This is a genomic window from Promicromonospora sp. CA-289599 (genome assembly GCF_050936155.1).
GTDB lineage: Bacteria > Actinomycetota > Actinomycetes > Actinomycetales > Cellulomonadaceae > Promicromonospora.
In genome coordinates this window covers 5,423,771-5,443,677 of record NZ_JBNJNI010000001.1, presented here as the reverse complement: position 1 = coordinate 5,443,677, position 19,907 = coordinate 5,423,771, and the positions used below count along the sequence as shown (strand labels likewise).

The following is a 19,907-nucleotide window of genomic DNA, read 5'->3' as shown; positions in this document are numbered from 1 at the left end:
GTGCTGGGTATTTGCGCCTTTCGGGGCTCGGAAGCCGCAAATGTCCAGCACTCAACGGTTCGGTGGGTCAGAGGCCGCCCGCTACGGCGGCGGCCGCCGCGAGCCAGGCCCGGCGCGTCTCCGGACGCAGCGCGCCGAAGCGGAGGTGGCCGTCGACCATCGCCGGGTCGAACGGGACGGTGACCACCGCACGGGCCAGCGACCGGTACCCGTCGGCGACCTTCTCCAGCTCGCTCGCGGGCTCCTTCTGGTCGGCCTGGCTCACGACGACGACCGCCTGCTGCGCCAGGTATGCCGACCGGCCGTCGCGGGTCGACAGCGCCTCCAGCAGCAGCGCCCCGGCCTCCGCGTGGTCGTCCCGCGTGGTCGTGGCGACCACCAGCTGGTCGGTCAGGTCGATCATCCGCTGCCACATGGGGTCGGACTCGTCGTTGCCGGAGTCGATGAGGATCATCCGGTAGTACTTGGAGAGCACGGAGTGGATGGCGTCCACGTCCTGCGGCTCGATGCGCTGCTCGTTGGCCATCGCTATCGGCTTGGACCGCAGCACGTCGAACCGGTCGCGCGTCTGGTGGTGCACGTACCGCGCGAGGTCCGCGGCCTGGGCCGACGGACCGAGCAGGCGGTCCGTCTGCGGCAGCAGGTCCAGCAGCGTCGACTCGTGCGGGCCCTGCTCCGTGCGCCAGCCGAGCGTGCCGCGCGTCTGGTTGTTGTCCCACGTGACGACGCCGGCGCCGCCGAACTGCGCGAACACCGCCGCGAGCAGCACCGTCGACGGCGTCTTGCCCGCCCCGCCCTTGCCGTTCACCATCGAGATGGTGCGCGGTCCCGGCCAGTGCTGGCTGACGGCGCGCTCGTCGGCGCGCTCCGCCCGCTCGGCCTCGCTCGGCCCGACCCGGATGCCGATCCGGGTCAGCATCCCGCGGAACCCGCGCGTCGCGGGCTCCTCGTCCTGCTGGTGCGTGAGGAACGACTCGCGGGCCTCGCGCCGCGAACGCGGGGCCTCCCCATCGGTCACCGGGATCGGGTCCGACGGCGGTGCGGACAGCCCACCGCCCATGCTCCCCGCGCCCGGCACCGCGTGCACCGGGCCGGCCGGAGGGCTCACGTGCCGGGCCGGCATGCCGGCCGGTATGGCGCCCGGCATGGTGCCCGGCGCGGTGTTCGGCATGCTGCCCGGCATCGTGGTCGGCATGCTGCCCTGGACGGTGCTCGGCGGGCTGGAGACCGTGCCGCTCCTGGTGTCGTCCGTCGCGTTCTGCCGCACCCTGTCCGCGACCGGGACCTCACTGGCCGCCTCACTGGCCGCCTCGGGGTGCGCCCCGCTCGGCGCGTAGGCCGACGTGGGGCCGGGCGCCGCGGCGTCGGTCACCTCGGGGGTCCGGGGCAGACGACGCACGGTGTCCTCCGGGTCGGCCTCGACCGCCGTGCCGAACGAGTCCTGGTCCGCGCCACCGGTCACGTCAGCCGGCTCACCCAGCGGCGGCAGATCCGCTGCCTGTGCGTCCTCGAACACCGGCGCGGGCTCCGCCGTCGGGCCGGGCATCGCCGTCGGCTCGGGCATCGCCGTCGGGCCGGGCATCGCCCCGGGCTCCGTAGCCGGCGTCCCACCGGGTACCTCACCGGCAGGCGCCGTGGCCGGCGGCGCCTGCGGCGTCGGGGCCGACGGCGGCGCGGGTTCGTCCTCCTCCGGCACCACCGTCCCGTCCGGGTGCACGATCAGGTTCCACAGCCCCTCGGGCCCTGTCGCCGACGCCCGCACGGGCCGGCCGACCTTCGCGGCGTTCTCCGTGACCTTACGGAGCACCTCCACGCGCGCCTCTTCCAGACTGCCCGTGGTGATGGGGTGGAAGGTCCCGTCGATCGTCACCTCACCGGAACCGTCTTCCCGGACTATTGCGTCGATCCGGGGCCAGCGGGGCACGGTGTCAGAGCTCATACGTTTCCTCCGAAGTTCCTGGGCAGGCGGCATAGCGTGGATCGCCCCCGAAGCAAGGGTCGGACATGTTTGTCCGCCTGGCCACCCCAACAAGGCAATCACGCCACCTGGTAAGTTCTCGCGCAATCAGGTGCCACAGTGCGATCGGGTGCCACAGTGCAGCTGTCGAAGCCGGGACCACAACCGAGGAGCCTTCGCGTGTCCGACGAGCCCACCCGCCGTATTCCTCCGGCGGACGACCCCACGCAGATCCAGCGGCCGCCCGCTCACCCGGTTGCGCAGCCCGGTGCCCCGTCATCGTATGCCGCCACGCAGTGGATGGACACGGTCCAGGACGGTCGGGCAGGGCGTGGCGGACAGGCGGCCTGGCCGGGCCAGGGCGAAGCGGGCGAGGGCGACCGGACCCAGATGATGCCTCCGACCGGAGCGCCGCAGGGCAACGCCGGGTACGACGACCGGACCCAGGTCATGCCGCCGTCGGGCACTCCGCAGGCAAGTTCCGGATACGGCAACCAGTACGGCGACCAGACCCAGGTGATACCGCCGTCGGGCATGCCGCAGCAGGACCAGGGCCGGGACTACCGGGCCGCTACCCCGCCGCCCGCGCGACCGTACCGCCCGTACGAGACCGTGCAGCCCACGCAGCCGCAGGCCGCCACCTTCCCGGGCGAGCCGGGCTACGGGCAGGGCCAGGCAGGCTACGGCCAGCCGACGCAGGCGTACGGCCAGCCGCCGGTCCAGCCGACGCAGGCGTACGGCCAGCCGCCGGGTTACGGCCAGGCGGGCCAGCAGCCGGGTTACGGCCAGCCACAGTCCTTCGACCAGGCCTTCAGCCCGCAGGCACCACAGCAGACGCCGCCGACACCGCCGATCCCGCGCCGCGAGCGGGACCGGGGCGACGACTCCCCCGGCGGTTCCGCGGCGGGCGCCGCCCTGGCCTGGATCCCGCGGATCCTGCTCGCGCTGAGTGTCTACCAGCTCGTCCGGCTGATCCCTGGGTTCGACGTCATGCCGGACGTCTCGCAGTTCCCGCTGTTCCGCGGTATCGGCGACGGTGTGCTCGGCCTGCTCAACCTCAACCCGGAGTGGTCCGACCAGGCCGCCAACATGACGATCCCGGCGCTCGGCATCGCGCTCGCCGGCCTGCTCAACACGATCCGTTCGCTGGGCACGTCGATCGCGATCTGGCCCTACGGGCTCGCGGTCGTCGCCTGGATAGTGGTCTTCGCCGTCGGCGGCATCGTCGGCTACGCGCAGGAGGCCACCAAGAACATCCAGGAGGACGTCCAGAACTCCGTCGACGAGACGGTCGAGGACGCGAAGAAGGACGCCCAGGACTCCGTCGAGCAGCAGATCGAGCAGGGCATGGACGACGCCAAGCAGAACGCGACCGACCAGCTCGAGGACGCCCTGCCCGGCGGGAACGGCTGAGAGGTCACGGATCAGGCTCTTTACTGAGCGGTCCGGCGGGACGCTGATAGATTTTCTCTGGTCCAGCCGGTTGTGCCGGTGCGCTGCTGAGGAGTCCTTGCTTGTCCGACGAGACCACCCGCACGACGGCCGCACACCCCGCCGGTCAGCCGGCTCGAGGTGGCGACCAGACCGCTGCCGTCCCGCCGCCGACACCGACACGGATACTGACGTCGCCCCCCGCACCACCGCTGACGGCGCCACCGCCGACCGCCGCGACGCGGGTCGTGCAGCCCTCGGGTGCCGGTCCGACGAACGGGTCGCACGGAGCGGGATACCCGGGCGCCGCACCCGCCACCGGGCAGCGGATCCCCGCCACCGGTGAGGTCCTCGGCCCGTTCCAGCTGGTCGGCTCGCTCGGCCACGGCGGGTTCGCGCACGTATACCGCGCCGTCGGGCAGGGCGGCGAGGTGGCCCTCAAGGTGCTCACCAACTCCGAGTTCGGCGCGCTGGACCGGTTCGTCGGCGAGGCCGCGCTGCTGGAGCGACTGGCCGGACGCGGGTTCCCGCGACTCGTCACGGCCGACCTGCAGTCGCCCACCCCGTGGTTCGCCATGGAGCTCGTACCGGGCCCGACCCTGTCCCAGCGGGTGTCCGCGGAGGGGCCCATGCCGACGCGGGACGTGCTGCGCGTGGCCGGCGATGTCCTCGACGCGCTCGCGGTGCTCCAGGAGGAGCACTTCCTGCACCGGGACGTGAAGCCGGCCAACATCATCGCCGCGCCCGACCGGTACGTGCTCATCGACCTCGGCATCGCCAAGGGCCACGGCACCAGCACGTCGACGCACGCCGCCGGCACCATCTCCTACATGGCGCCCGAGCTGTTCGTGCGCAAGCCGCACGCCCGCTCCGACGTGTACAGCCTGGGCCTGCTGCTGATCTTCCTCGCCACGGGCCAGCTGCCCAACGACCTCAACTTCGTGGGCCGCGACCTGACGGCGGCCGACGTCGGACCGGTCGACCGGCGTCTGCTGCCCCTCGTCCTGGCCATGACCCGGCACCAGCCCGAGGACCGGCCGCCGCTGCACAACCTCATCGGGACCGTGGCCCAGCTCGCCAACGACAACGCGGCGCTCGACCCCGCACTGCTCGCCGCGGCGGGCGCCACCACGATCGAGCGCGGCCTCGTCACCGAGGTGCTCACCGAGAGCGGGGCCCCGTCGGCCGCCGTCCCCCCGACCAGCGTGCTCGCGAACAACCCGGTGCAGCACGGCGAGCCCGTCACCAACCTGGTCTACGACCAGCAGCTCATGGGCCGCCTGCACCAGGTGCACGGTGACGGGTTCGACGGCGCGGCGGAGGAGGTCATCTCCACCTACCTGTCCGCCGTCGGGCCGCAGCGCGCCGGTGGGCGGGCGCCCGCCGAGATCAAGGACTACCTGTGGGCCGCCATGCGCTGGGCGCCGGCCTTCACACCCGAGGGATACCCGGACACGTTCGACGGCTGGATCGCCTACCGGCGGCGCCACGGCCTGCCGCTCCCCGGCAGCCCGACGGCGGCGCCCCCGCTCCGGCGGCAGTCCGGCCGGCCGCCCCAGCGGACGGCGCAGGTACCGGTGCCCGTACCCGTGTCCAACCAGCAGGCCACGCAGGTGGCACCCGCGTTCCGCCCGGTTCCGGCGTCCGACACCCGCCAGGCACCCGCGCCCGCCCAGCGGCCCGCCGCCCCGGCCCGCACCCAACCGAACCTCCCGCCACAGTCGCCCGCGCAGCCCCCGGTCCAGCCGGCCGGGCCCCCGTCGCGGCGCGACGACCGGGGCGCTCAGGACGCCCGGGACCGCGACGCGAAGCGCGACTCCGGCGGTGGCCTGGGCGTGCTGGCCGCCCTGCTCGGCTGGATCCCACGCGTGCTGCTCGCCCTCGCGCTCTACCAGCTGGTACGCCTCGTCCCCGGGTTCGACGTGATGCCCAGTGCGGCCGGGCTGCCGCTGTTCACGGCGCTCGGCGCCATCACGGTGTCGGCGCTGAACCTGGACCCCGTGTGGCTGCCGCGCATGGCGGAGCTGTCGATCCCGCTGCTCGGCATCGTCACCTCGGCCGTCGTGAACCTCTTCCGGGCGGTCCGGACGCGCCGCGGTGGTCGTACGTGGCCGTTCTGGCTCGTCGTCGTGCTGTGGGTGATCGTGATCGCCGTGCAGGGCGTCGTCGGCTACGCGCAGCAGGTCACGCAGAACGCGCGTGACTCGTTCGAGCAGCAGCGGGAGCAGATCCAGGACGACCTCGAGCAGGGTGTCCAGGACACGACCGAGGACGTGCGCGACTCGGTGTGGGAGTCGATCGAGAACGCCCTGCCCTGGAACTGAGAAGACCTCTCCAATAATCAGGTGCGGCCCGCCGCACGGGCGTGACATGCTCGGCGCACGGTCACCGAGGCAGCCCAGAGGCGGCGCTCGTTGGCCGGCCAGCACAGGGAGCAGGAGCTCCCGCACGGTGCACTCCAGGAGTGCGGACAGCAGAGGAGGCGGTCATGGACGACGTCGTTCGCGCGGCTGCCCTCGCGGCAGCAGACGCCACTGTCACCAGGAGCACCCGGGACTGATCCGGTAGTGCTCCGGCATCAAGGAGCACTGTCTTGCCCCGTTTTCCCGAAGCACCGAAGTCCCTCCTGATCCACGCCGCGAACAGGAGCAACAACCAGCCCAGCACCCGGCCGACCGATGACGAGCTGCGCACCGCCCGGCGGGCTCAGGTCGGTCGCGAGGAGCTGGAGGGCCCGCATCCGAGCATGCTCGGGGCGGACCCGTCCGACGCCGGTCTCGCGCACGCCGATCCCGCGCCGGACCCCAGCCAGCCCGGCCCCGGCCAGCGTTGGTCCACCTGGCGATCCGTCGCCAAGGGACAGCGCGGGCCGGAACCCCTGCCCGACTGGCTGGTCACCCGGGACGCCGCGTTCGACACCGAGCTCGGGATCCTCAAGACCGGCAAGGAGGCGGACGCCTTCCTGATCGAACGCGCCGTCCCGGCGGGGGCGCCGTCCGAGGACACTCCGTCCGGGGGTGCCGAACGCTGCCTCCTGGTCGCCAAGCGGTACCGCAGTCTGGAGCACGGGCAGTTCCACCGCGGCACCGAGTACACAGAGGGCCGCCGGACGCGCCGTACCCGCGACCAGCGCGCCATGGAGGACCGGAAGTCCGCGTGGGGCCGCGCGGTCTCGGCCACCCAGTGGGCCGACGCCGAGTTCGTCGCCCTGCGCGGCCTCTGGTCGGCGGGGGCGCCGGTGCCCTATCCGGTGCAGATCGACGGCACCGAGGTGCTCATGGAGTTCGTGGGCACCGAGGTGACCGACGACATGGGCGGCGTCCAGGCGGTCGCCGCACCACGGCTGACCCGGGAACGCCCGTCGCACGACCTGCTCGAGTCGTACTGGGAGCAGCTGACGCACGGCATGTCCGTGCTGGCCAGGCTCGGTTTCGCGCACGGCGACCTGTCGCCGTACAACATCCTGGCCGACGGCGAGCGGCTGGTCATCATCGACCTGCCGCAGGTCGTGGACCTGGTGGCCAACCCGTTCGCGAGCGACGTGCTGCTGCGGGACTGCCGCACGGTGTGCGCCTGGTTCACGGCCCGGGGCCTGGACGTCGACGCGGACGCGCTGTTCGCCGACCTGCTGGGCCAGGCCCTCTGACCCCGCACGTGTCAGACGTACAGGTCACTCCGGTGACCTGTACGTCTGACACGTCAGCCCGCCGGGGTGACCGGGCCGCAGGTCCAGGAGGAGAACACCAGGTCCGTCTGGACGCGGCCCACCTCGCCGCGCGCCGTGAGGTCGAGGACCACGCGCTGCAGCTCGTCGGTGTCGACGCAGGCCACGTGGATCAGGAAGTCGTCAGGCCCGGAGACGTGGTGCACGGCTCGGGTCTGCGGGAGCCGCCGGATCCACTCGACGAACGGGCCCAGCAGGGGCCGGGAATGGGTGGTGAGCCGCACCATCAGCATGGCCTGCAGCCCGCGCCCGACGGCGGCCGGGTCGATCTCGGCGCGGTAGCCGCGGATCACCCCGGCGTTCTGCAGCCGCTGCGTGCGGGCCAGGCACGTCGACGGCGCGACGCCCACGCGCTGCGCGAGCGTCTTGTTCGAGAGTCGACCGTCCTTCTGCAGCTCGTCCAGCAGCGCACGATCTACCGAATCCAGGATCACGTTCTGGCCCATAGGCCGAATTTCTAGCATGCCTGACCGGTATGTGTGGCCCCGGGTGCCGATAGTCCTCCATGACCACGCACATGACCACGCACGCGGAGACCCCGCCCGCAGGGAGCACCCACTCCTGGAACACGCGCGCCGTCCACGCCGGCAAGGACGACCTGGCCGCGCTGGGCCTGCACGCCCCGCCGATCGACCTGTCCACCACCTACCCGTCGCACGACGTCGTCGGCGAGGCCGAGCGCCTCGACGAGTTCGCCGCGGGGCACGACGACGGCGGCCCGCCCGTGTACGGCCGCGTCGCCAACCCGACCGTGCGCCGCTTCGAGAACGCGCTCGCCGAGCTCGAGGGAGCCCAGGCCGCCGTCGCGTTCGCGAGCGGGATGGCCGCGCTGTCGGCCTGCCTGCTGGCCCAGGTCGCTGCCGGCAAGCCGGAGGTGGTCGGCGTCCGGCCGATGTACGGCACCACCGATCATCTGCTCGAGTCCGGCCTGCTCGGCAACACCGTGCGGTGGGTGACGCCGGACGAGGCGGCGTCGGCCATCACCGACAGGACAGGGCTGGTGGTGGTCGAGAGCCCCGCCAACCCGACCCTCACCGAGGTGGACCTGCGCGCGCTGGCCGACGCCTGCGGAACGGCGCCGCTCCTGGTGGACAACACGTTCGCCACACCGGTGCTGCAGCGGCCGCTGACGCTCGGCGCGAGCCTGGTGCTGCACAGCGCCACCAAGTACCTGGGCGGGCACGGAGACGTGATGGGCGGCGTCATCGCCTGCTCCGAGGAGTTCGCCCGGTCGCTGCGGCAGGTCCGGTTCATGACCGGCGGCATGCTGCACCCGATGGCGGGCTACGAGCTCCTGCGCGGGCTGGCGACCCTGCCGGTGCGGGTGCGCGCGGCGTCGGCCACTGCGGCGGAGCTCGCGCGCCGGCTGGCGGAGCACCCCCGGGTGACGCGGGTGCACTACCCGCGCGTGGGCGGGGCGATGGTCTCGTTCGAGACGTCCGTGGACCCGGTGGCGCTGGTCTCCGCCGTCCGGCTGATCACGCCGGCCGTGAGCCTCGGCAGCGTCGACAGCCTGATCCAGCACCCCGCCTCCCTGACCCACCGGATCATGGACGAGGTATCCCGCAAGGACGCGGGCATCTCCCCCGACCTGGTCCGCCTGTCGACAGGCCTGGAGGACGTAGAAGACCTCTGGCAAGACCTGCTGGCGGCCCTCACCCACGCGGCACGTTGAGTGCTGGGTATTTGCCCTCTTGGCGGCGCTGAGGGGGCAAATACCCAGCACTCAACGGGGAGTCGGCCTAACGTGGAGGGATGAGCAGCACTCCCTATGACCAGGACGACCTGGTCAAGTTCTTCGTCGACTACGGTGTGGCGCTCGGCTCGGGCGACCTGGAGACCGTGACCGAGAGCCTCGCCTACCCGTCGGTGGTGGTGGAGGCCGGACGGTCCCTCGTCGTGCCCGACGCCGAGGCGGCGCGGGACGCCCTCGGCGGCATGCTGGCCGCCTATCGGGAGCAGGGGCTCGTCGCCGCCGTCCCGGAGGTGCGCGCCGTGGAGCAGGTCGGCGACGCCCTGCTCTGGGTCGACGTGCGCTGGAGCTACAAGGACGAGAACGCGTCGGAGGAGACGGCGGAGCGCGTGCGGTACCTCCTGCGCCGCGGCCGGGAGACGTTCGAGCTGTGCGTGGTCGTGCCGGTCGAGGAGTAGCGCCCGCCGCGTGCGCGGCGGGCGCACGCGACGATCCGTGTGCGGCGATCAGCTGAGGCGTGCGGTCAGCCTGGCGGGAGTGCCCGCCCCTCCGTGAGCTCCCGCCGCATGTGCCAGCGGATCAACCGGCCGCTCGTGGCACCCGTGGGCGCCAGCCGGTCGAACCCGGCACCCTCGAACATCCCGACGGTACCGACGAAGGCGGCGCCCACGGGCACCCGACGACCGGGTTCGGGTTCGACGGGGAACGCGTCGAGCGCCGTCGCCCCGTGGCGGGCGGCGTAGTCGGCCCCGGCGTCGAGCAGGGCCCGGGCGACTCCTTGTCGGCGGAAGCCGGCGCGCACTGTGACGCACATGAACGCCCAGGTGGTGGCCCACGTCTCCGGCTCGCCGACGGGCAGCACCCGGGACCGTTGCAGCGATCTGGCGTCCGACCGCCGCGAGAACCCGAGCCAGCCCGCCACCTCCGCGCCTGACTCCCCCGCGCCGGCGTTCGCCCCGGCGGGATCCCCGAGGTACGCGAGCATTCCGGGCGCAGGCTCCCGTTCGGTCAGCTCACGCAGCCGCGCCCCGCGCGTCGTGACGTCCTCCTTGGTCGGCGCCCGCCAGTGCATGCACCAGCACGCCTGCTCGCGCCCTGTGGGGTTGAGGACGCGGGCGATGTCGCCGAACCGGTCGGCAGTCGCGGGAACCACGGCGATCTGGGCCATGTTCGGAACCTACTCCGCCTGACTGACACTCGTGAGGCAACCCGCTTGGCACACTTTTTATCGACACGGTCACAAATCCCTGCACTTGCGCCAGCGCCTGCACTCGTGGGAGTCTCGTGAACCAACATAAGTGTCTGCTTATATAAGGAGCACCATGACCACCACCATCGATCCCGTCGCCACCGCCGGTCTCGTGACCCGCGAGGTCCGCGACGGCAGCCGGGACGGCGTCCCGACCAAGATCGCCGTCGCGCGCCGCACCTACGCCTCCGACCGCGACGACCTGTGGAACGCGCTGACCTCTGCCGAGCGCCTGCCCCGGTGGTTCCTCCCGGTCGACGGCGAGCTCTCGGTGGGCGGCCGCTACCAGCTCGAGGGCAATGCCGGCGGCCAGGTCGAGCGGTGCGACGCCCCGGAGAGCTTCGACATCACCTGGGAGTTCGGCGGCCAGGTCTCGTGGGTGACGGTCTCACTCAGCCCGGCCGACGACGGCACCACGCTCGAGCTGGTGCACGAGGCCCCCGTGGACCCCGACTTCTGGACGCAGTACGGGCCGGGCGCCGTCGGCGTCGGCTGGGACCTCTCCCTCGTCGGCCTGGGCCTGCATCTGGCCACCGGCTCCGACAACGACGCGAAGGAGTTCGAGGAGTGGACCCTCTCCCCCGTCGGCGTGGAGTTCGTGCGGCTCGCGAGCACCGACTGGGCCGACGCCGCGATCGCCGCTGGGGAGGACGCGGACCAGTCCCGCGCCGCAGGAGAGCGCACCCTCGCCTTCTACACGGTGCCGCCCACCGCCGAGCCGGAGGCCTGAGTGCCGGCGGCCGCCCGGCCGCACCGTGGCGGCCGGGAAGGTCGGGACCAGAACAGCGGCGCTCCAGACAGCGACGGCGTCTCGGACTCGGCGCAGGCGGGCGTGTTCGAGGCGCTCGGCGACCCGGTGCGGCGTCGACTGCTGGAGCTCCTGGTCACCGGCGAGCAGCCGGCCGGAGCCCTGGTCACCGCCCTGCAGGCCCGCGTGCGCATCACGCAGCCGGCGGTCTCGCAACACCTGCGGGTGCTGCGCGAGGCGGGCCTGGTCCAGGTGCGCGCAGAGGGCACGCGCCGCCTGTACGCCGTGGACGACGCCGGGACCGCCGCGGCCCGCGCCTGGCTTGCCCGGTTCGAGGACACGTTCGCCCAGCCGCTCGACGCCCTGGCGACGGAGCTGGCCCGCGGACGCCGGGAACGCCGTCGGGCAGCGCCGCGCGAGGCGGGCGGCGAGAGCAGGGCGGGCGAAGCGGCCGGCTGAACCCCGATCCCCCGCAGCCCAGTGATCTGGCCCAGAAATCGCAGGAGTTCTGGGCCAGATCACTGGGCTCCCGGACGGTACTGCCGGTCAGTAGCGCTTGGGGAGCTTCAGGTGGCGTTCCGCCATGATCGTGCGCAGCAGGTCGGGGCGGTCCGTGATGATGCCGTCGACGCCGATGTCCATCAGGGACTCGATGGTGGCGCGGTCGTCGACGGTCCACGGGATGACGTCCAGGCCGGCGTCGTGGGCGGCGTCGACGAGCTCGGGCGTGGTGAAGGGGACGTAGCCCGGGTCGTCCACGCCGCCGCCCTGCGGGTCGCCGTGCACGGGCGAGACGGCGTCGACCCCGAACGAGGCTGCGGCCGCGACGAACTTCTCCTGGATCGAACCCTGGAAGTCGTCGATGTCGATGCCACCGAGCCACGGTGACGCGCCCGGCGCGCCGACCTGGAGGAACTGCTGGCCGTTGGTCAGCGCGACCAGCGGGAACCGGGGCTCGACCTCGCTCATCCGCATCAGCGAACCCCAGTCGAAGCTCTGGATCGTGACCTGGTTCACGAGGTGCGCCCTGCGGACCTCGCGCGCGACGACCTGGATGAACTGCTCGCGCGGCGCCGTCTGCTCAGGGGCGCCGGCCTCGACCTTGGTCTCGATGTTGAGCGTGACCTGGTGGGCGTGGTGGCGGTTGACCAGCCGGAGCACCTCCGACAGCAGCGGCATGCGCTCGCCGGGGTGCAGCTCCTGCCCGGGGAACTGCGGCTGCCGCAGCGAACCGCAGTCGATCGTCCGGACCTGCGCGAGCGTGAGGTCCTTGATGTATGTCTTGTCGGGCACGTAGGGGAACTCGGGATCGCCTGGGAACGCGGGCTCCGTGTCGACGCACTTGGCGGGGCTCGGGTCGCGGTCGTGCGTGACGACGGCGTACCCGTCCTGCGTGATCTGCACGTCGAGCTCGAGCGTGCTCACGCCGAGCGCGAGCGCGTTGTCGAAGGCCGGGAGCGTGTTCTCGACGGTGAGCGCGATGCCGCCGCGATGGGCCTGGAGGTCGAAGGCGCGGGGATGCCCCTCTGGCGCGGCGGACGCCGGTGCGGCGCCCAGGGCGAGCGCGCCCGCGACGGTCACGGCCAGGGCTGTGGTGATGCGGCGTGGGGTGGTTCTCATGCGTCCGAGCCTGGCCACGTCCGGTGTCGGCGGTATGGCGCCACGCCGTCGTCCCGTCGAAGCCCCTGTGAACGAGCGTCATCCGCTCGATGACCGCTTCACGGTGCCGAGAACCATGAACCCGCACGTGGGAGTACGGTTCTCGCGTGGCTCATCTGGACTGGGAGATCAAGGCAAGCCTGCTGATGTACGTCATGGGGGCGCCTGGCGGCCGCATCGTGCAGGACGACGCCGTCGGCGGCAGCGGCGCCTCGTTCCACTTCCCGCTCGACCCGGAACGCAGCCCGGACCCGACCGCCGACTCCGGCTTGTTCGCGTTCACGGGGTCCGTGGTCTTCATCGGGCACTTCGGCTCGTTCGTCGGCGAGGTCGCCGACATCGAGGTCACCGCCCCCGCAGACGGCGGCCCCGACTGGACCATGTCCATCCGGGACCGCGACGCGGACGTGCGCACGGACGCGTTCCGGCTAGTCGGGGCACCCGAGCGCTCCGAGGACGACATGCGGCTCACCTGGCAGCAGGTAGAACTGACCGAAGAGGGCGCAAAGCTCTGGGGCGGCACCTACCCCGCAACCACCCCCTTCGAGCCCGTGACGATCGACCTCACCTGACCACCCCTGATCGTTGAGTGCTGGGTATTTGCCCTGTCGGAACGTTCCGACAGGGCAAATACCCAGCACTCAACGGGGGGAGGGCGGGATGACGTCTACCTCGTCCAGCCGCGAGATGAGGGCGGGCTCCAGCTCCAGGGTCACGGCCTCTAGTGCCGCGTCGAGTTGGTGCACCTTGCTGCCGCCCAGCATCGGCCGGATGCCGCGCGCCACGAGCCAGGCGAGGACCACCTGACCACGTGCTGCCCCGACCTCGGCCGCTACCTCGTCGAGCACCGCGAGGCGCTGGGTGCTGCCCGGGTGGTCGAAGATCTCGGGGATCGGCTTCGCCGGGTTGTCGTACGCCCCGGACAGCAGCGGCGTGTAGGCCCACACGTCCAGGCCCTCGACGGCGGCCAGGTCGGCCAGCTCGTCGCTCAGCCAGCCGAACCGGTGGTTCCCCGTGAGCGTCCCGGGGCGGGGCTGGAGGTAGCTGTAGGCGTGCTGGAGCACGCTGAACGGCTCGGCCCCCTGGGCGACGGCGTGCTGCCGGGCCCGCTCGACCCGCCACGCCGGGTGGTTGGAGAGGCCGATGCGGGCAGCGACGCCGTCGGACACGAGGGCCGCGCAGGCGTCAGCCGTCTCCTCGACCGGGACCGAGCGGTCCTCCATGTGCCCCCAGGCGAGGTCCACGTGGTCGGTGCCGAGGCGGCGCAGGCTGCCGGTGATCTGTTCGCGGATCGCCGCCGGGGACAGGCCGGTGCGGGAGGCGGGCCAGTTCGCCGCGTCGCGCGGCTCGGCCCCGAACTTCGTGGCGAGCAGGATGCGGTCGCGGACGCCGGGGCGTGCCGCGAACCAGCGGCCGAGGAGTTCCTCGCTCTGCCCGCCGTAGCCGGACTCGCTCGCCCAGAAGGCGTAGCAGTCGGCGGTGTCGATCCAGCGGCCGCCGGCATCGACGAACCGGTCCAGGACGGCGAACGACGTCGCCTCGTCGACCGCCGTGCCTAACATCATGGCGCCGAGCACGAGACGTTCGGCGGGCTGGGTGTCGTGGGCGGTGGTGGGCTGCGACGTGGTCATCGAGGTGGTCTGCGACGTGGTCATGGCACGAGCCAAAACCCTGGAGCGCGCTCCAGGTCAAGGGCAAGATCTGAACATGACCACATACTCGCCCGCGCAGGCCGCCGAGGTCTCCGGCTTCAGCATCGACACGCTGCGGTACTACGAGCGGGAGGGCATCCTGCGTCCCATCGCGCGCACGTCGAGCGGGCACCGCACCTACACCGACGACGACCTGGGCTGGCTCGACCTCGTCCACTGCCTGCGCGACACCGGCATGCCGATCGCCGACCTCAAGCGGTACGCCGAGCTGTCGCTCGACGAGGCCACCCTGGCCGCGCGGGTGGCGCTGCTCGACGAGCACGACCGGCGCGTGCAGGAGTCGATGGACACGCTCCGCCGTCAGCAGGAGCGGCTGCGGGAGAAGATCGCGTGGTACCGGGAACAGGGCGTCTGAGGCATCAACCGCGACGCCGGGACCGTCGGCACCAAGCTTCAACCTCAGGTCGAGGCTGAGGCTCAACTATTGGTTGAAGGTTGGCCGACCATTACCAGAAATATCCGTCAGCGGCAGGCTGGGACTTTTCTGGGACGGGCGCGAAGGCGCTGGTAGGTTGCCCGCATGACGTCACCAGCGCCAGGCGTCGGCGAGGTCGCGCCAGCGGCCGTCGGCCCCGGTCCGGTCCCGTTGCCCGATCCTGAGCTCCCAGCCGTAGCCGCACCGACTTCCGTCCTGGACCCCGAGCCGGCTCCGGCCCCAGCGACAGATCAGGCCTCGGCGGCGGAGCCTCCGCCGCCCCCGCCGGCCGACCCCGACCCCGCCCTCGACGAAGCCCCGGCACCCGACCCGGCGCCTGCGTCCGACCAGGCACCGCCGTCCGACCAGGCACCGGAACCCGACGAACCCCAGGTGCCTGCCCCGCCGGCCGACTTCGTCCCGGTCCTCGCACCCGAGCCCGCACCCGACGTCGCACCGGTCCGGCGCACCCCGCTCGCCGGAGCGCTCCCCGTGCGCCCGGTTCGGCGCATCCCCGCGAGCGGCGAACGCATGGGCCGGTTCACGCTCGCCGAGGCGCTCGGCCACGGCGGTTTCGCGCACGTGTACCGCGCGGTGGCCGACGACGACTCCGAGGTAGCCCTCAAGGTCCTCACCGGCCTCCACGACGACGCCAGGGATCGCTTCGCGCAGGAGGCGCACCTCCTGGAACGCCTGGACGGCAGGGGCTTCCCGCGCTTCGTGGAGTCCGGCCTGGACGCGGACCAGCCCTGGTTCGCGATGGAGCTCGTGCCAGGCACCACGCTGCGGGACCGCGTGCGCGAGGAAGGTCCGCTGTCCGGAAGCGAGGCGCTGAGCCTGGCCAAGCAGCTGGTCGACGCGCTGCTGGTGCTGCAGGAGCAGCGTGCCCTGCACCGTGACCTCAAGCCGGCGAACATCATGGTCGACGGCGACCGTGCGGTGCTCATCGACCTGGGCATCGCCAAGGTGTTCGACGCCGCGACGTCGACCCAGCCCGCCGGAACCGTCTCCTACATGGCGCCGGAGCTGTTCGGGCGCCGGGTGCACCCGCGGTCGGACGTGTACAGCCTCGGCCTGCTGCTCCTGTACGCGAGCACGGGCACGCTGCCGCTGGACCTGAACTTCCTGGGGCGCGACCTGGTGGCCACCGACCTGGTCGACGAGGAGCCCGCCGCCGTCGTCCCCGGCGAGGAGCCCCTGCCCGCACCGCCCGTCATCGACAGGCACGTGCGGTCGCTGGTGCTCGCCATGACCCGGTACCAGCCAGATCACCGGCCGCCGCTGGAGAACATCGCGCGGGTGGTGCGCGCCCGTCTCGCGAGTGCGACGCCCGACCCGACGCTGATGCTCACCTCGCAGGTCCTCAGCGCCGGCGTGACGGCGGGCGAGGCGGCCGCCCTCCCGGCGACCGACGTGCTGACCGGACGCGGCCACACCAAACCGTTCCAGCCGGGGCCGCTCCGGCCGGGCGTCGACCGGTCCGACGCCGCAACGCCCTCCTCCCGCGTCACGGAGCCCTGGCACGCCCTCGTGTACGACCGCGCACTGATGAGCGTCCTGGCCGAGGTGCACGCGGACGGTTTCGACGGCGCCGCGGAGCAGGTCGTCGCCGACCACGTCGCGGAGATCGGCGCGCACGTCGCCGACGGCCGCACACCCGCCGAGATCAAGGACTGGATCTGGCAGGCGATGCGCTGGCGGAGCGCGTCCCCGCCCGACGGCCACGCGGACACGCTCCGCGGCTGGCGCGCGTTCCGCAGCCCCGAACCGGTCCGGGAGGTCGAGCAGGCGCCCGCCGGCGGCAGGCGGGGGTCCGCTCCCCCGGCCGTCCCGCCGGGATCGGCCGCGCCCTCGCCGGTCGCGGCGACCCAGGTCGTGCGCAAGGCGGCCCTGGCCCCGAAGCCCCAGTCGTTCGAGCCGCGCAAGAGCCCCGTCAAGCACCTCGGCCCGGCCCCGAAGCAACCGCCGGTGAAGCAGGTAGCGCACGCCACGCGCCCGATGCCGGTCATGCAGCCGCCCGCCCGGCAGCAGCCCGCGACGCGGCCGCCGAGCATGCAGCCGGGCGCCCGTCCGGCTGCACAGCAGGGTGTCCGGCCCGGTGTCCAGCCCGGTGTCCAGCAGGGTGCCCGTCCGGCCGTGCAGCAGGGCGTCCGGCCCGGTGCGCAGCAGAGGGTGCAGCCGGCCGGCCAGCAGGCCGCGAAACAGAGGCCCCCGGCCCCGGTCGCCGCGCCGCAGCGCAAGAAGAGGCCGTGGCCGCTACGCCTGCTCGGCACCCTGGTGCGCTGGGTCCCGCGGCTGCTGCTCCTGGGAGCCGTGTACCTGCTGGTCACGCAAGACCCGCAGGCGGGCGACCCGTTCCTGGCCGCGCCGGCGTTCGCGATCGCCGCCCTCGGCCTGGCGGCGCTGCTGCGCATCGTCGGGCAACCCATGCGGATCTGGTTCTACGTGGTCTCCGTGCTGCTCGTGGGCGCGGGGTCGGCAGTGTTGTGGGCGATCAGCTCCGACCTGCTGTACCTGGGAGCCTGACGAGGAACCGCCGCTGACGGGACCGTGCCGTCAGCGGCGGACGCGTGCGCGGGAGCGTGCGACGCCGGCGAGCGTGGCCCGCACCGGCGTCCCGAGATAGATCCCGAGCGACGCGCCCGCCGCCAGCCCGATCCCTACCGATGCCGCGAGCACCAGGGAGCCGGCCCCGCCGTCGGCTGTCAGCGCCGACGCCGGCTCGGCGTGCACCATGCCGAGCAGCCCGTAGAACACCGCGCCGCCGGGCACGAGCGGTACGATGGCCGCCGTCGTCACCGCGACGGACGGGACATGCAGGTTGTGGGCGATCAGGACACCCACGAAGCTGGCCAGCAGTGCCGCGACGCCGCTGGCCGCCGCCGGGTGCAGCCCCGCCGCCGTCAGCGCGACGGCGTAACCGAGCGCCGCGACCGCGCCCAGCACCCCGCTGACGGCGATGATCCGCATGCCCGCGCCGTTGAACAGCGCCACGGCCACCGCGATGATCACCGCTCCGCAGACCTGGTCGGGCAGCGGGCCCAGCGGTGGCGGACCGTCCGGCAGGGTCATCCGGAACCCGAGCATGCTGCCGAGCTCCAGCCCGGCCAGGATCCCCACGACCAGCCCGAGCGTCTGCAGCGTGAGGTCGAGGATGCGTCCGGCCGCCGTCAGCGCGAAACCGTCGATGGCGTCCTGTGCCGCGCCCACCACGGTGAGGCCCGAGAGCATGAGGACGATCCCGGAAGCGACGATGATGGAGGGCCGCACGCCGGCGAACGGCTCGACGTCCGCGGCGGCGAGCGCGGACACGACCACCGCGACCGCTGTGGTGACGAAGGCGCCCGCGATCTGGCTGAAGAAAGACGGCACGCGCAGCCTGGCGAGCCCGGACTGCGTCGCGGCGGCCGCGAGCGCCGCGACGAAGGTGAGCGCCACGACCACCGGCGATCCCCCGGAGAGGATGCTCGCGCCGACCGCGAGCAGCGCCCGCGCCGTCACGACGACGGGCTGCCGGTACCGGAACGGCACCCGGCGGATCGCCCGGAACGCGGTCCGCGCCTCGTCGAGGTCCAGGCCCTCGTCGATGTCGACCAGCAGGGCCTGGAGCCGCTGCAGCTTCATGTGGTCGGGCGCCGCGACGCGCACCACGCGGAGCAGCGTGTGCGGCCAGCTCTCGCCGCTGGGGTGGTAGGACAGGGTGATGGATGTGTAGGTGACGTCCACGTGCACGCCCTGGAGCCCGTACGCGTCGGCCACGCGGGTGATCGCCAGGGTCACCTCGTGGGCGGACGCCCCGACGGCGAACATCGACTCGCCGATGCGCATCGCCAGGTCGAGCGACCGGATGACCATCGTGTCGTCGACGGCGGGATGCACCTCGGTGGCCGGAACGTCCGACGGGTCGGTGCGCAGGGCTCTGCGCACCGACGAGTACAGGCTTCGACGAGCTGGCTGAGGCATGCTCCCCATTGTGCTCAGAGACGCCGCCACCGGCACGCGGCCCGGAGCACGCCGGGACTACCCGCCGGACGCGCGGGGCGCGCACTTGATGACGGCCTGGCAGCTGCGCAGGAACGAGGCGGCGACCTTGGTGGGTTCCCCGAGGTAGCCGGCGACCATGATGCCGTCGCGCAGCAGCATCAGGTCGTCCGCGACGGCGGCGGGGTCGGCCAGCCCGAGCGGGGCCACGAGCCGGGCGAACGCGCTCGTCCACCAGTCGCGGTGCGCGTCGACCAGCTTGCGGACGGCGGTGTCCGGGTCCGGGTACTCGGCGGCCGCGTTGATGAAGGGGCACCCGCGGAACCCGGGGCTGCACGCCGCCGCCCCGGTGTGGTCGGCCATGAGGCCCAGCGTGACGTCGACGTCGCCGTCACCGTGGGCGATCGCCGCGTCGACGCCGGTGCGCTCGAGCTCGGCGCGGGACTCCAGGTACGCGACGATCAGGTCGTCCTTGCTCTGGAAGTGCCGGTAGAACGTCACCTTCGTGGTGCCCGCGCGCTCGATGACCTTGTCGACGCTCACGGCGCGCAGCCCCTGGGCGTAGAACAGCTCGTTGGCCGCCTCGATCAGGCGTTCTCGCATGGACCCTTGCACGGTCGCGATCATACGTGGCTCCTCTTCTTGCTCCCCTTGCGCCCGGCGCTGGTGGATGTGTACTGTCCAGACAGGTGGAGTTACTAGTCATTCTACCTAGACATATCGCCGCTGGGAAGGGCGCAGCCGCTCCCCTCGCCGCGGCCTCGATCACAAGGAACCTCATGACAACCGCTACGGATTCACCCACCGCCACAGCCGTCTCGCTGCGAAACCTGTACTTCGTCCGGTTCGGCTTCGCCATCGTCTGGGCGGTGCTGCTGGTCGCCGTCGGCAAGAGCCTGGGCCCGGTCGCGATCGGCCTGCTGGTGCTCTACCCGCTGTTCGACGTCGCGGCCGCCGTCGTCGACTTCCGGTCCTCGAAGACCGCGCGACCGACCGTCGGCCTGTACCTCAACATGGCCCTCAGCCTGCTCACCGCCATCGGCCTGGCCGTCGCCGTCACGTCGGGCATCCCCGCCGTGCTGCGCGTGTGGGGCGTCTGGGCGATCACCGCGGGCATCGTGCAGCTCGTCGTCGCCGTCCGCCGCTACCGGCTCGGCGGGCAGTGGGCCATGATCCTCAGCGGCGGCATCTCCGTGTTCGCCGGAACGGGCTTCTTCCTGATGGCCGGCGGGCCGAACGCCATGCTGACCTCGCTGGCCGGGTACGCCACGCTCGGCGGCATCTTCTTCCTCGCCTCCGCGCTGCGCCTGCACCGAGTCGCCAAGAAGGAGAGCTGAC

Annotated in this window: 18 protein-coding genes; 11 read left to right on the top strand and 7 right to left on the bottom strand. The window is 72.5% G+C overall.

Annotated elements, in window-relative coordinates:
* Positions 1-67: 67 nt before the first annotated feature.
* Positions 68-1,939 (bottom strand): ATPase, encoded by a 1,872-nt coding sequence (locus ACQEVI_RS24180; protein ID WP_432903969.1) that lies wholly within the window; start codon positions 1,937-1,939, stop codon positions 68-70.
* Positions 1,940-2,137: 198 nt separating this feature from the next.
* Between ACQEVI_RS24180 and ACQEVI_RS24175 the strand changes: the two genes are divergently transcribed.
* From ACQEVI_RS24175 to ACQEVI_RS24165, 3 genes are all read left to right on the top strand, one after another.
* A complete protein-coding gene (locus tag ACQEVI_RS24175) occupies positions 2,138-3,370 on the top strand; it encodes a hypothetical protein (RefSeq protein ID WP_432903966.1) in 1,233 nt (410 codons plus the stop codon).
* Positions 3,371-3,471: 101 nt separating this feature from the next.
* The gene (locus ACQEVI_RS24170; RefSeq protein WP_432903963.1) at positions 3,472-5,712 is read left to right on the top strand and encodes a serine/threonine protein kinase; all 2,241 of its coding nucleotides are present in this window, start codon (positions 3,472-3,474) and stop codon (positions 5,710-5,712) included.
* Positions 5,713-5,981: 269 nt separating this feature from the next.
* Positions 5,982-7,034 carry a serine protein kinase RIO gene (locus tag ACQEVI_RS24165; protein WP_432903960.1) on the top strand — a complete coding sequence of 351 codons (1,053 nt, stop codon included), beginning with the start codon at positions 5,982-5,984 and terminating at the stop codon, positions 7,032-7,034.
* Between the two features lie 53 nt (positions 7,035-7,087).
* Here the strand turns inward: ACQEVI_RS24165 and ACQEVI_RS24160 are convergent, their stop codons facing one another.
* Positions 7,088-7,558, bottom strand: a complete 471-nt coding sequence (locus ACQEVI_RS24160) for an Lrp/AsnC family transcriptional regulator (RefSeq protein WP_432903957.1) — start codon at positions 7,556-7,558, stop codon at positions 7,088-7,090.
* 59 nt (positions 7,559-7,617) lie between these two features.
* Between ACQEVI_RS24160 and ACQEVI_RS24155 the strand changes: the two genes are divergently transcribed.
* Positions 7,618-8,787, top strand: coding sequence for a trans-sulfuration enzyme family protein (locus ACQEVI_RS24155; protein WP_432903954.1), 1,170 nt, complete (start codon positions 7,618-7,620; stop codon positions 8,785-8,787).
* Positions 8,788-8,867: 80 nt separating this feature from the next.
* The gene (locus tag ACQEVI_RS24150; protein ID WP_377131718.1) at positions 8,868-9,263 is read left to right on the top strand and encodes a hypothetical protein; all 396 of its coding nucleotides are present in this window, start codon (positions 8,868-8,870) and stop codon (positions 9,261-9,263) included.
* Between the two features lie 65 nt (positions 9,264-9,328).
* Here ACQEVI_RS24150 and ACQEVI_RS24145 read toward each other — a convergent pair whose 3' ends face one another.
* Complete coding sequence (locus tag ACQEVI_RS24145; protein WP_432903950.1) at positions 9,329-9,973, bottom strand: GNAT family N-acetyltransferase; 645 nt, start codon at positions 9,971-9,973, stop codon at positions 9,329-9,331.
* Positions 9,974-10,127: 154 nt separating this feature from the next.
* Here ACQEVI_RS24145 and ACQEVI_RS24140 point away from each other — a divergent pair, with 154 nt between their 5' ends.
* Both ACQEVI_RS24140 and ACQEVI_RS24135 read left to right on the top strand, forming a co-directional pair.
* Positions 10,128-10,784 carry an SRPBCC family protein gene (locus ACQEVI_RS24140; protein ID WP_432903947.1) on the top strand — a complete coding sequence of 219 codons (657 nt, stop codon included), beginning with the start codon at positions 10,128-10,130 and terminating at the stop codon, positions 10,782-10,784.
* A complete protein-coding gene (locus tag ACQEVI_RS24135; protein WP_432903944.1) occupies positions 10,785-11,261 on the top strand; it encodes an ArsR/SmtB family transcription factor in 477 nt (158 codons plus the stop codon).
* A gap of 87 nt (positions 11,262-11,348) precedes the next feature.
* On the opposite strand, the gene ACQEVI_RS24130 is transcribed toward ACQEVI_RS24135, so the two are convergent.
* Positions 11,349-12,422, bottom strand: a complete 1,074-nt coding sequence (locus ACQEVI_RS24130; protein ID WP_432903941.1) for a glycerophosphodiester phosphodiesterase family protein — start codon at positions 12,420-12,422, stop codon at positions 11,349-11,351.
* A 146-nt stretch (positions 12,423-12,568) separates the two neighbouring features.
* On the opposite strand from ACQEVI_RS24130, the gene ACQEVI_RS24125 reads away from it, so the two are divergent.
* Positions 12,569-13,033, top strand: coding sequence for an HtaA domain-containing protein (locus ACQEVI_RS24125; RefSeq protein ID WP_432903938.1), 465 nt, complete (start codon positions 12,569-12,571; stop codon positions 13,031-13,033).
* Positions 13,034-13,102: 69 nt separating this feature from the next.
* Here the strand turns inward: ACQEVI_RS24125 and ACQEVI_RS24120 are convergent, their stop codons facing one another.
* The gene (locus ACQEVI_RS24120) at positions 13,103-14,116 is read right to left on the bottom strand and encodes an aldo/keto reductase (RefSeq protein ID WP_432903935.1); all 1,014 of its coding nucleotides are present in this window, start codon (positions 14,114-14,116) and stop codon (positions 13,103-13,105) included.
* Between the two features lie 52 nt (positions 14,117-14,168).
* Here ACQEVI_RS24120 and ACQEVI_RS24115 point away from each other — a divergent pair, with 52 nt between their 5' ends.
* The gene (locus tag ACQEVI_RS24115) at positions 14,169-14,528 is read left to right on the top strand and encodes a MerR family transcriptional regulator (RefSeq protein WP_432903931.1); all 360 of its coding nucleotides are present in this window, start codon (positions 14,169-14,171) and stop codon (positions 14,526-14,528) included.
* Positions 14,529-14,693: 165 nt separating this feature from the next.
* The gene (locus tag ACQEVI_RS24110) at positions 14,694-17,114 is read left to right on the top strand and encodes a protein kinase domain-containing protein (protein WP_432903928.1); all 2,421 of its coding nucleotides are present in this window, start codon (positions 14,694-14,696) and stop codon (positions 17,112-17,114) included.
* 30 nt (positions 17,115-17,144) lie between these two features.
* Here the strand turns inward: ACQEVI_RS24110 and ACQEVI_RS24105 are convergent, their stop codons facing one another.
* Together ACQEVI_RS24105 and ACQEVI_RS24100 are read right to left on the bottom strand one after the other, a co-directional pair.
* Positions 17,145-18,551 (bottom strand): threonine/serine ThrE exporter family protein, encoded by a 1,407-nt coding sequence (locus ACQEVI_RS24105; protein WP_432903925.1) that lies wholly within the window; start codon positions 18,549-18,551, stop codon positions 17,145-17,147.
* 57 nt (positions 18,552-18,608) lie between these two features.
* Positions 18,609-19,196, bottom strand: coding sequence for a TetR/AcrR family transcriptional regulator (locus ACQEVI_RS24100; protein ID WP_432903922.1), 588 nt, complete (start codon positions 19,194-19,196; stop codon positions 18,609-18,611).
* A 152-nt stretch (positions 19,197-19,348) separates the two neighbouring features.
* Here ACQEVI_RS24100 and ACQEVI_RS24095 point away from each other — a divergent pair, with 152 nt between their 5' ends.
* Positions 19,349-19,906, top strand: a complete 558-nt coding sequence (locus tag ACQEVI_RS24095) for a hypothetical protein (protein ID WP_432903920.1) — start codon at positions 19,349-19,351, stop codon at positions 19,904-19,906.
* Position 19,907 lies beyond the last annotated feature (1 nt).

Bases quoted from the DNA above. Each gene is read 5' to 3' on its own strand.
- ACQEVI_RS24160 (WP_432903957.1), bottom strand. From the start codon at position 7,558: ATGGGCCAGAACGTGATCCTGGATTCGGTAGATCGTGCGCTGCTGGAC.
- ACQEVI_RS24095 (WP_432903920.1), top strand. From the start codon at position 19,349: ATGACAACCGCTACGGATTCACCCACCGCCACAGCCGTCTCGCTGCGA.
- ACQEVI_RS24140 (WP_432903947.1), top strand. From the start codon at position 10,128: ATGACCACCACCATCGATCCCGTCGCCACCGCCGGTCTCGTGACCCGC.
- ACQEVI_RS24100 (WP_432903922.1), bottom strand. From the start codon at position 19,196: ATGATCGCGACCGTGCAAGGGTCCATGCGAGAACGCCTGATCGAGGCG.
- ACQEVI_RS24150 (WP_377131718.1), top strand. From the start codon at position 8,868: ATGAGCAGCACTCCCTATGACCAGGACGACCTGGTCAAGTTCTTCGTC.
- ACQEVI_RS24130 (WP_432903941.1), bottom strand. From the start codon at position 12,422: ATGAGAACCACCCCACGCCGCATCACCACAGCCCTGGCCGTGACCGTC.
- ACQEVI_RS24105 (WP_432903925.1), bottom strand. From the start codon at position 18,551: ATGCCTCAGCCAGCTCGTCGAAGCCTGTACTCGTCGGTGCGCAGAGCC.
- ACQEVI_RS24110 (WP_432903928.1), top strand. From the start codon at position 14,694: ATGACGTCACCAGCGCCAGGCGTCGGCGAGGTCGCGCCAGCGGCCGTC.
- ACQEVI_RS24115 (WP_432903931.1), top strand. From the start codon at position 14,169: ATGACCACATACTCGCCCGCGCAGGCCGCCGAGGTCTCCGGCTTCAGC.
- ACQEVI_RS24155 (WP_432903954.1), top strand. From the start codon at position 7,618: ATGACCACGCACATGACCACGCACGCGGAGACCCCGCCCGCAGGGAGC.
- ACQEVI_RS24180 (WP_432903969.1), bottom strand. From the start codon at position 1,939: ATGAGCTCTGACACCGTGCCCCGCTGGCCCCGGATCGACGCAATAGTC.
- ACQEVI_RS24120 (WP_432903935.1), bottom strand. From the start codon at position 14,116: ATGACCACGTCGCAGACCACCTCGATGACCACGTCGCAGCCCACCACC.
- ACQEVI_RS24145 (WP_432903950.1), bottom strand. From the start codon at position 9,973: ATGGCCCAGATCGCCGTGGTTCCCGCGACTGCCGACCGGTTCGGCGAC.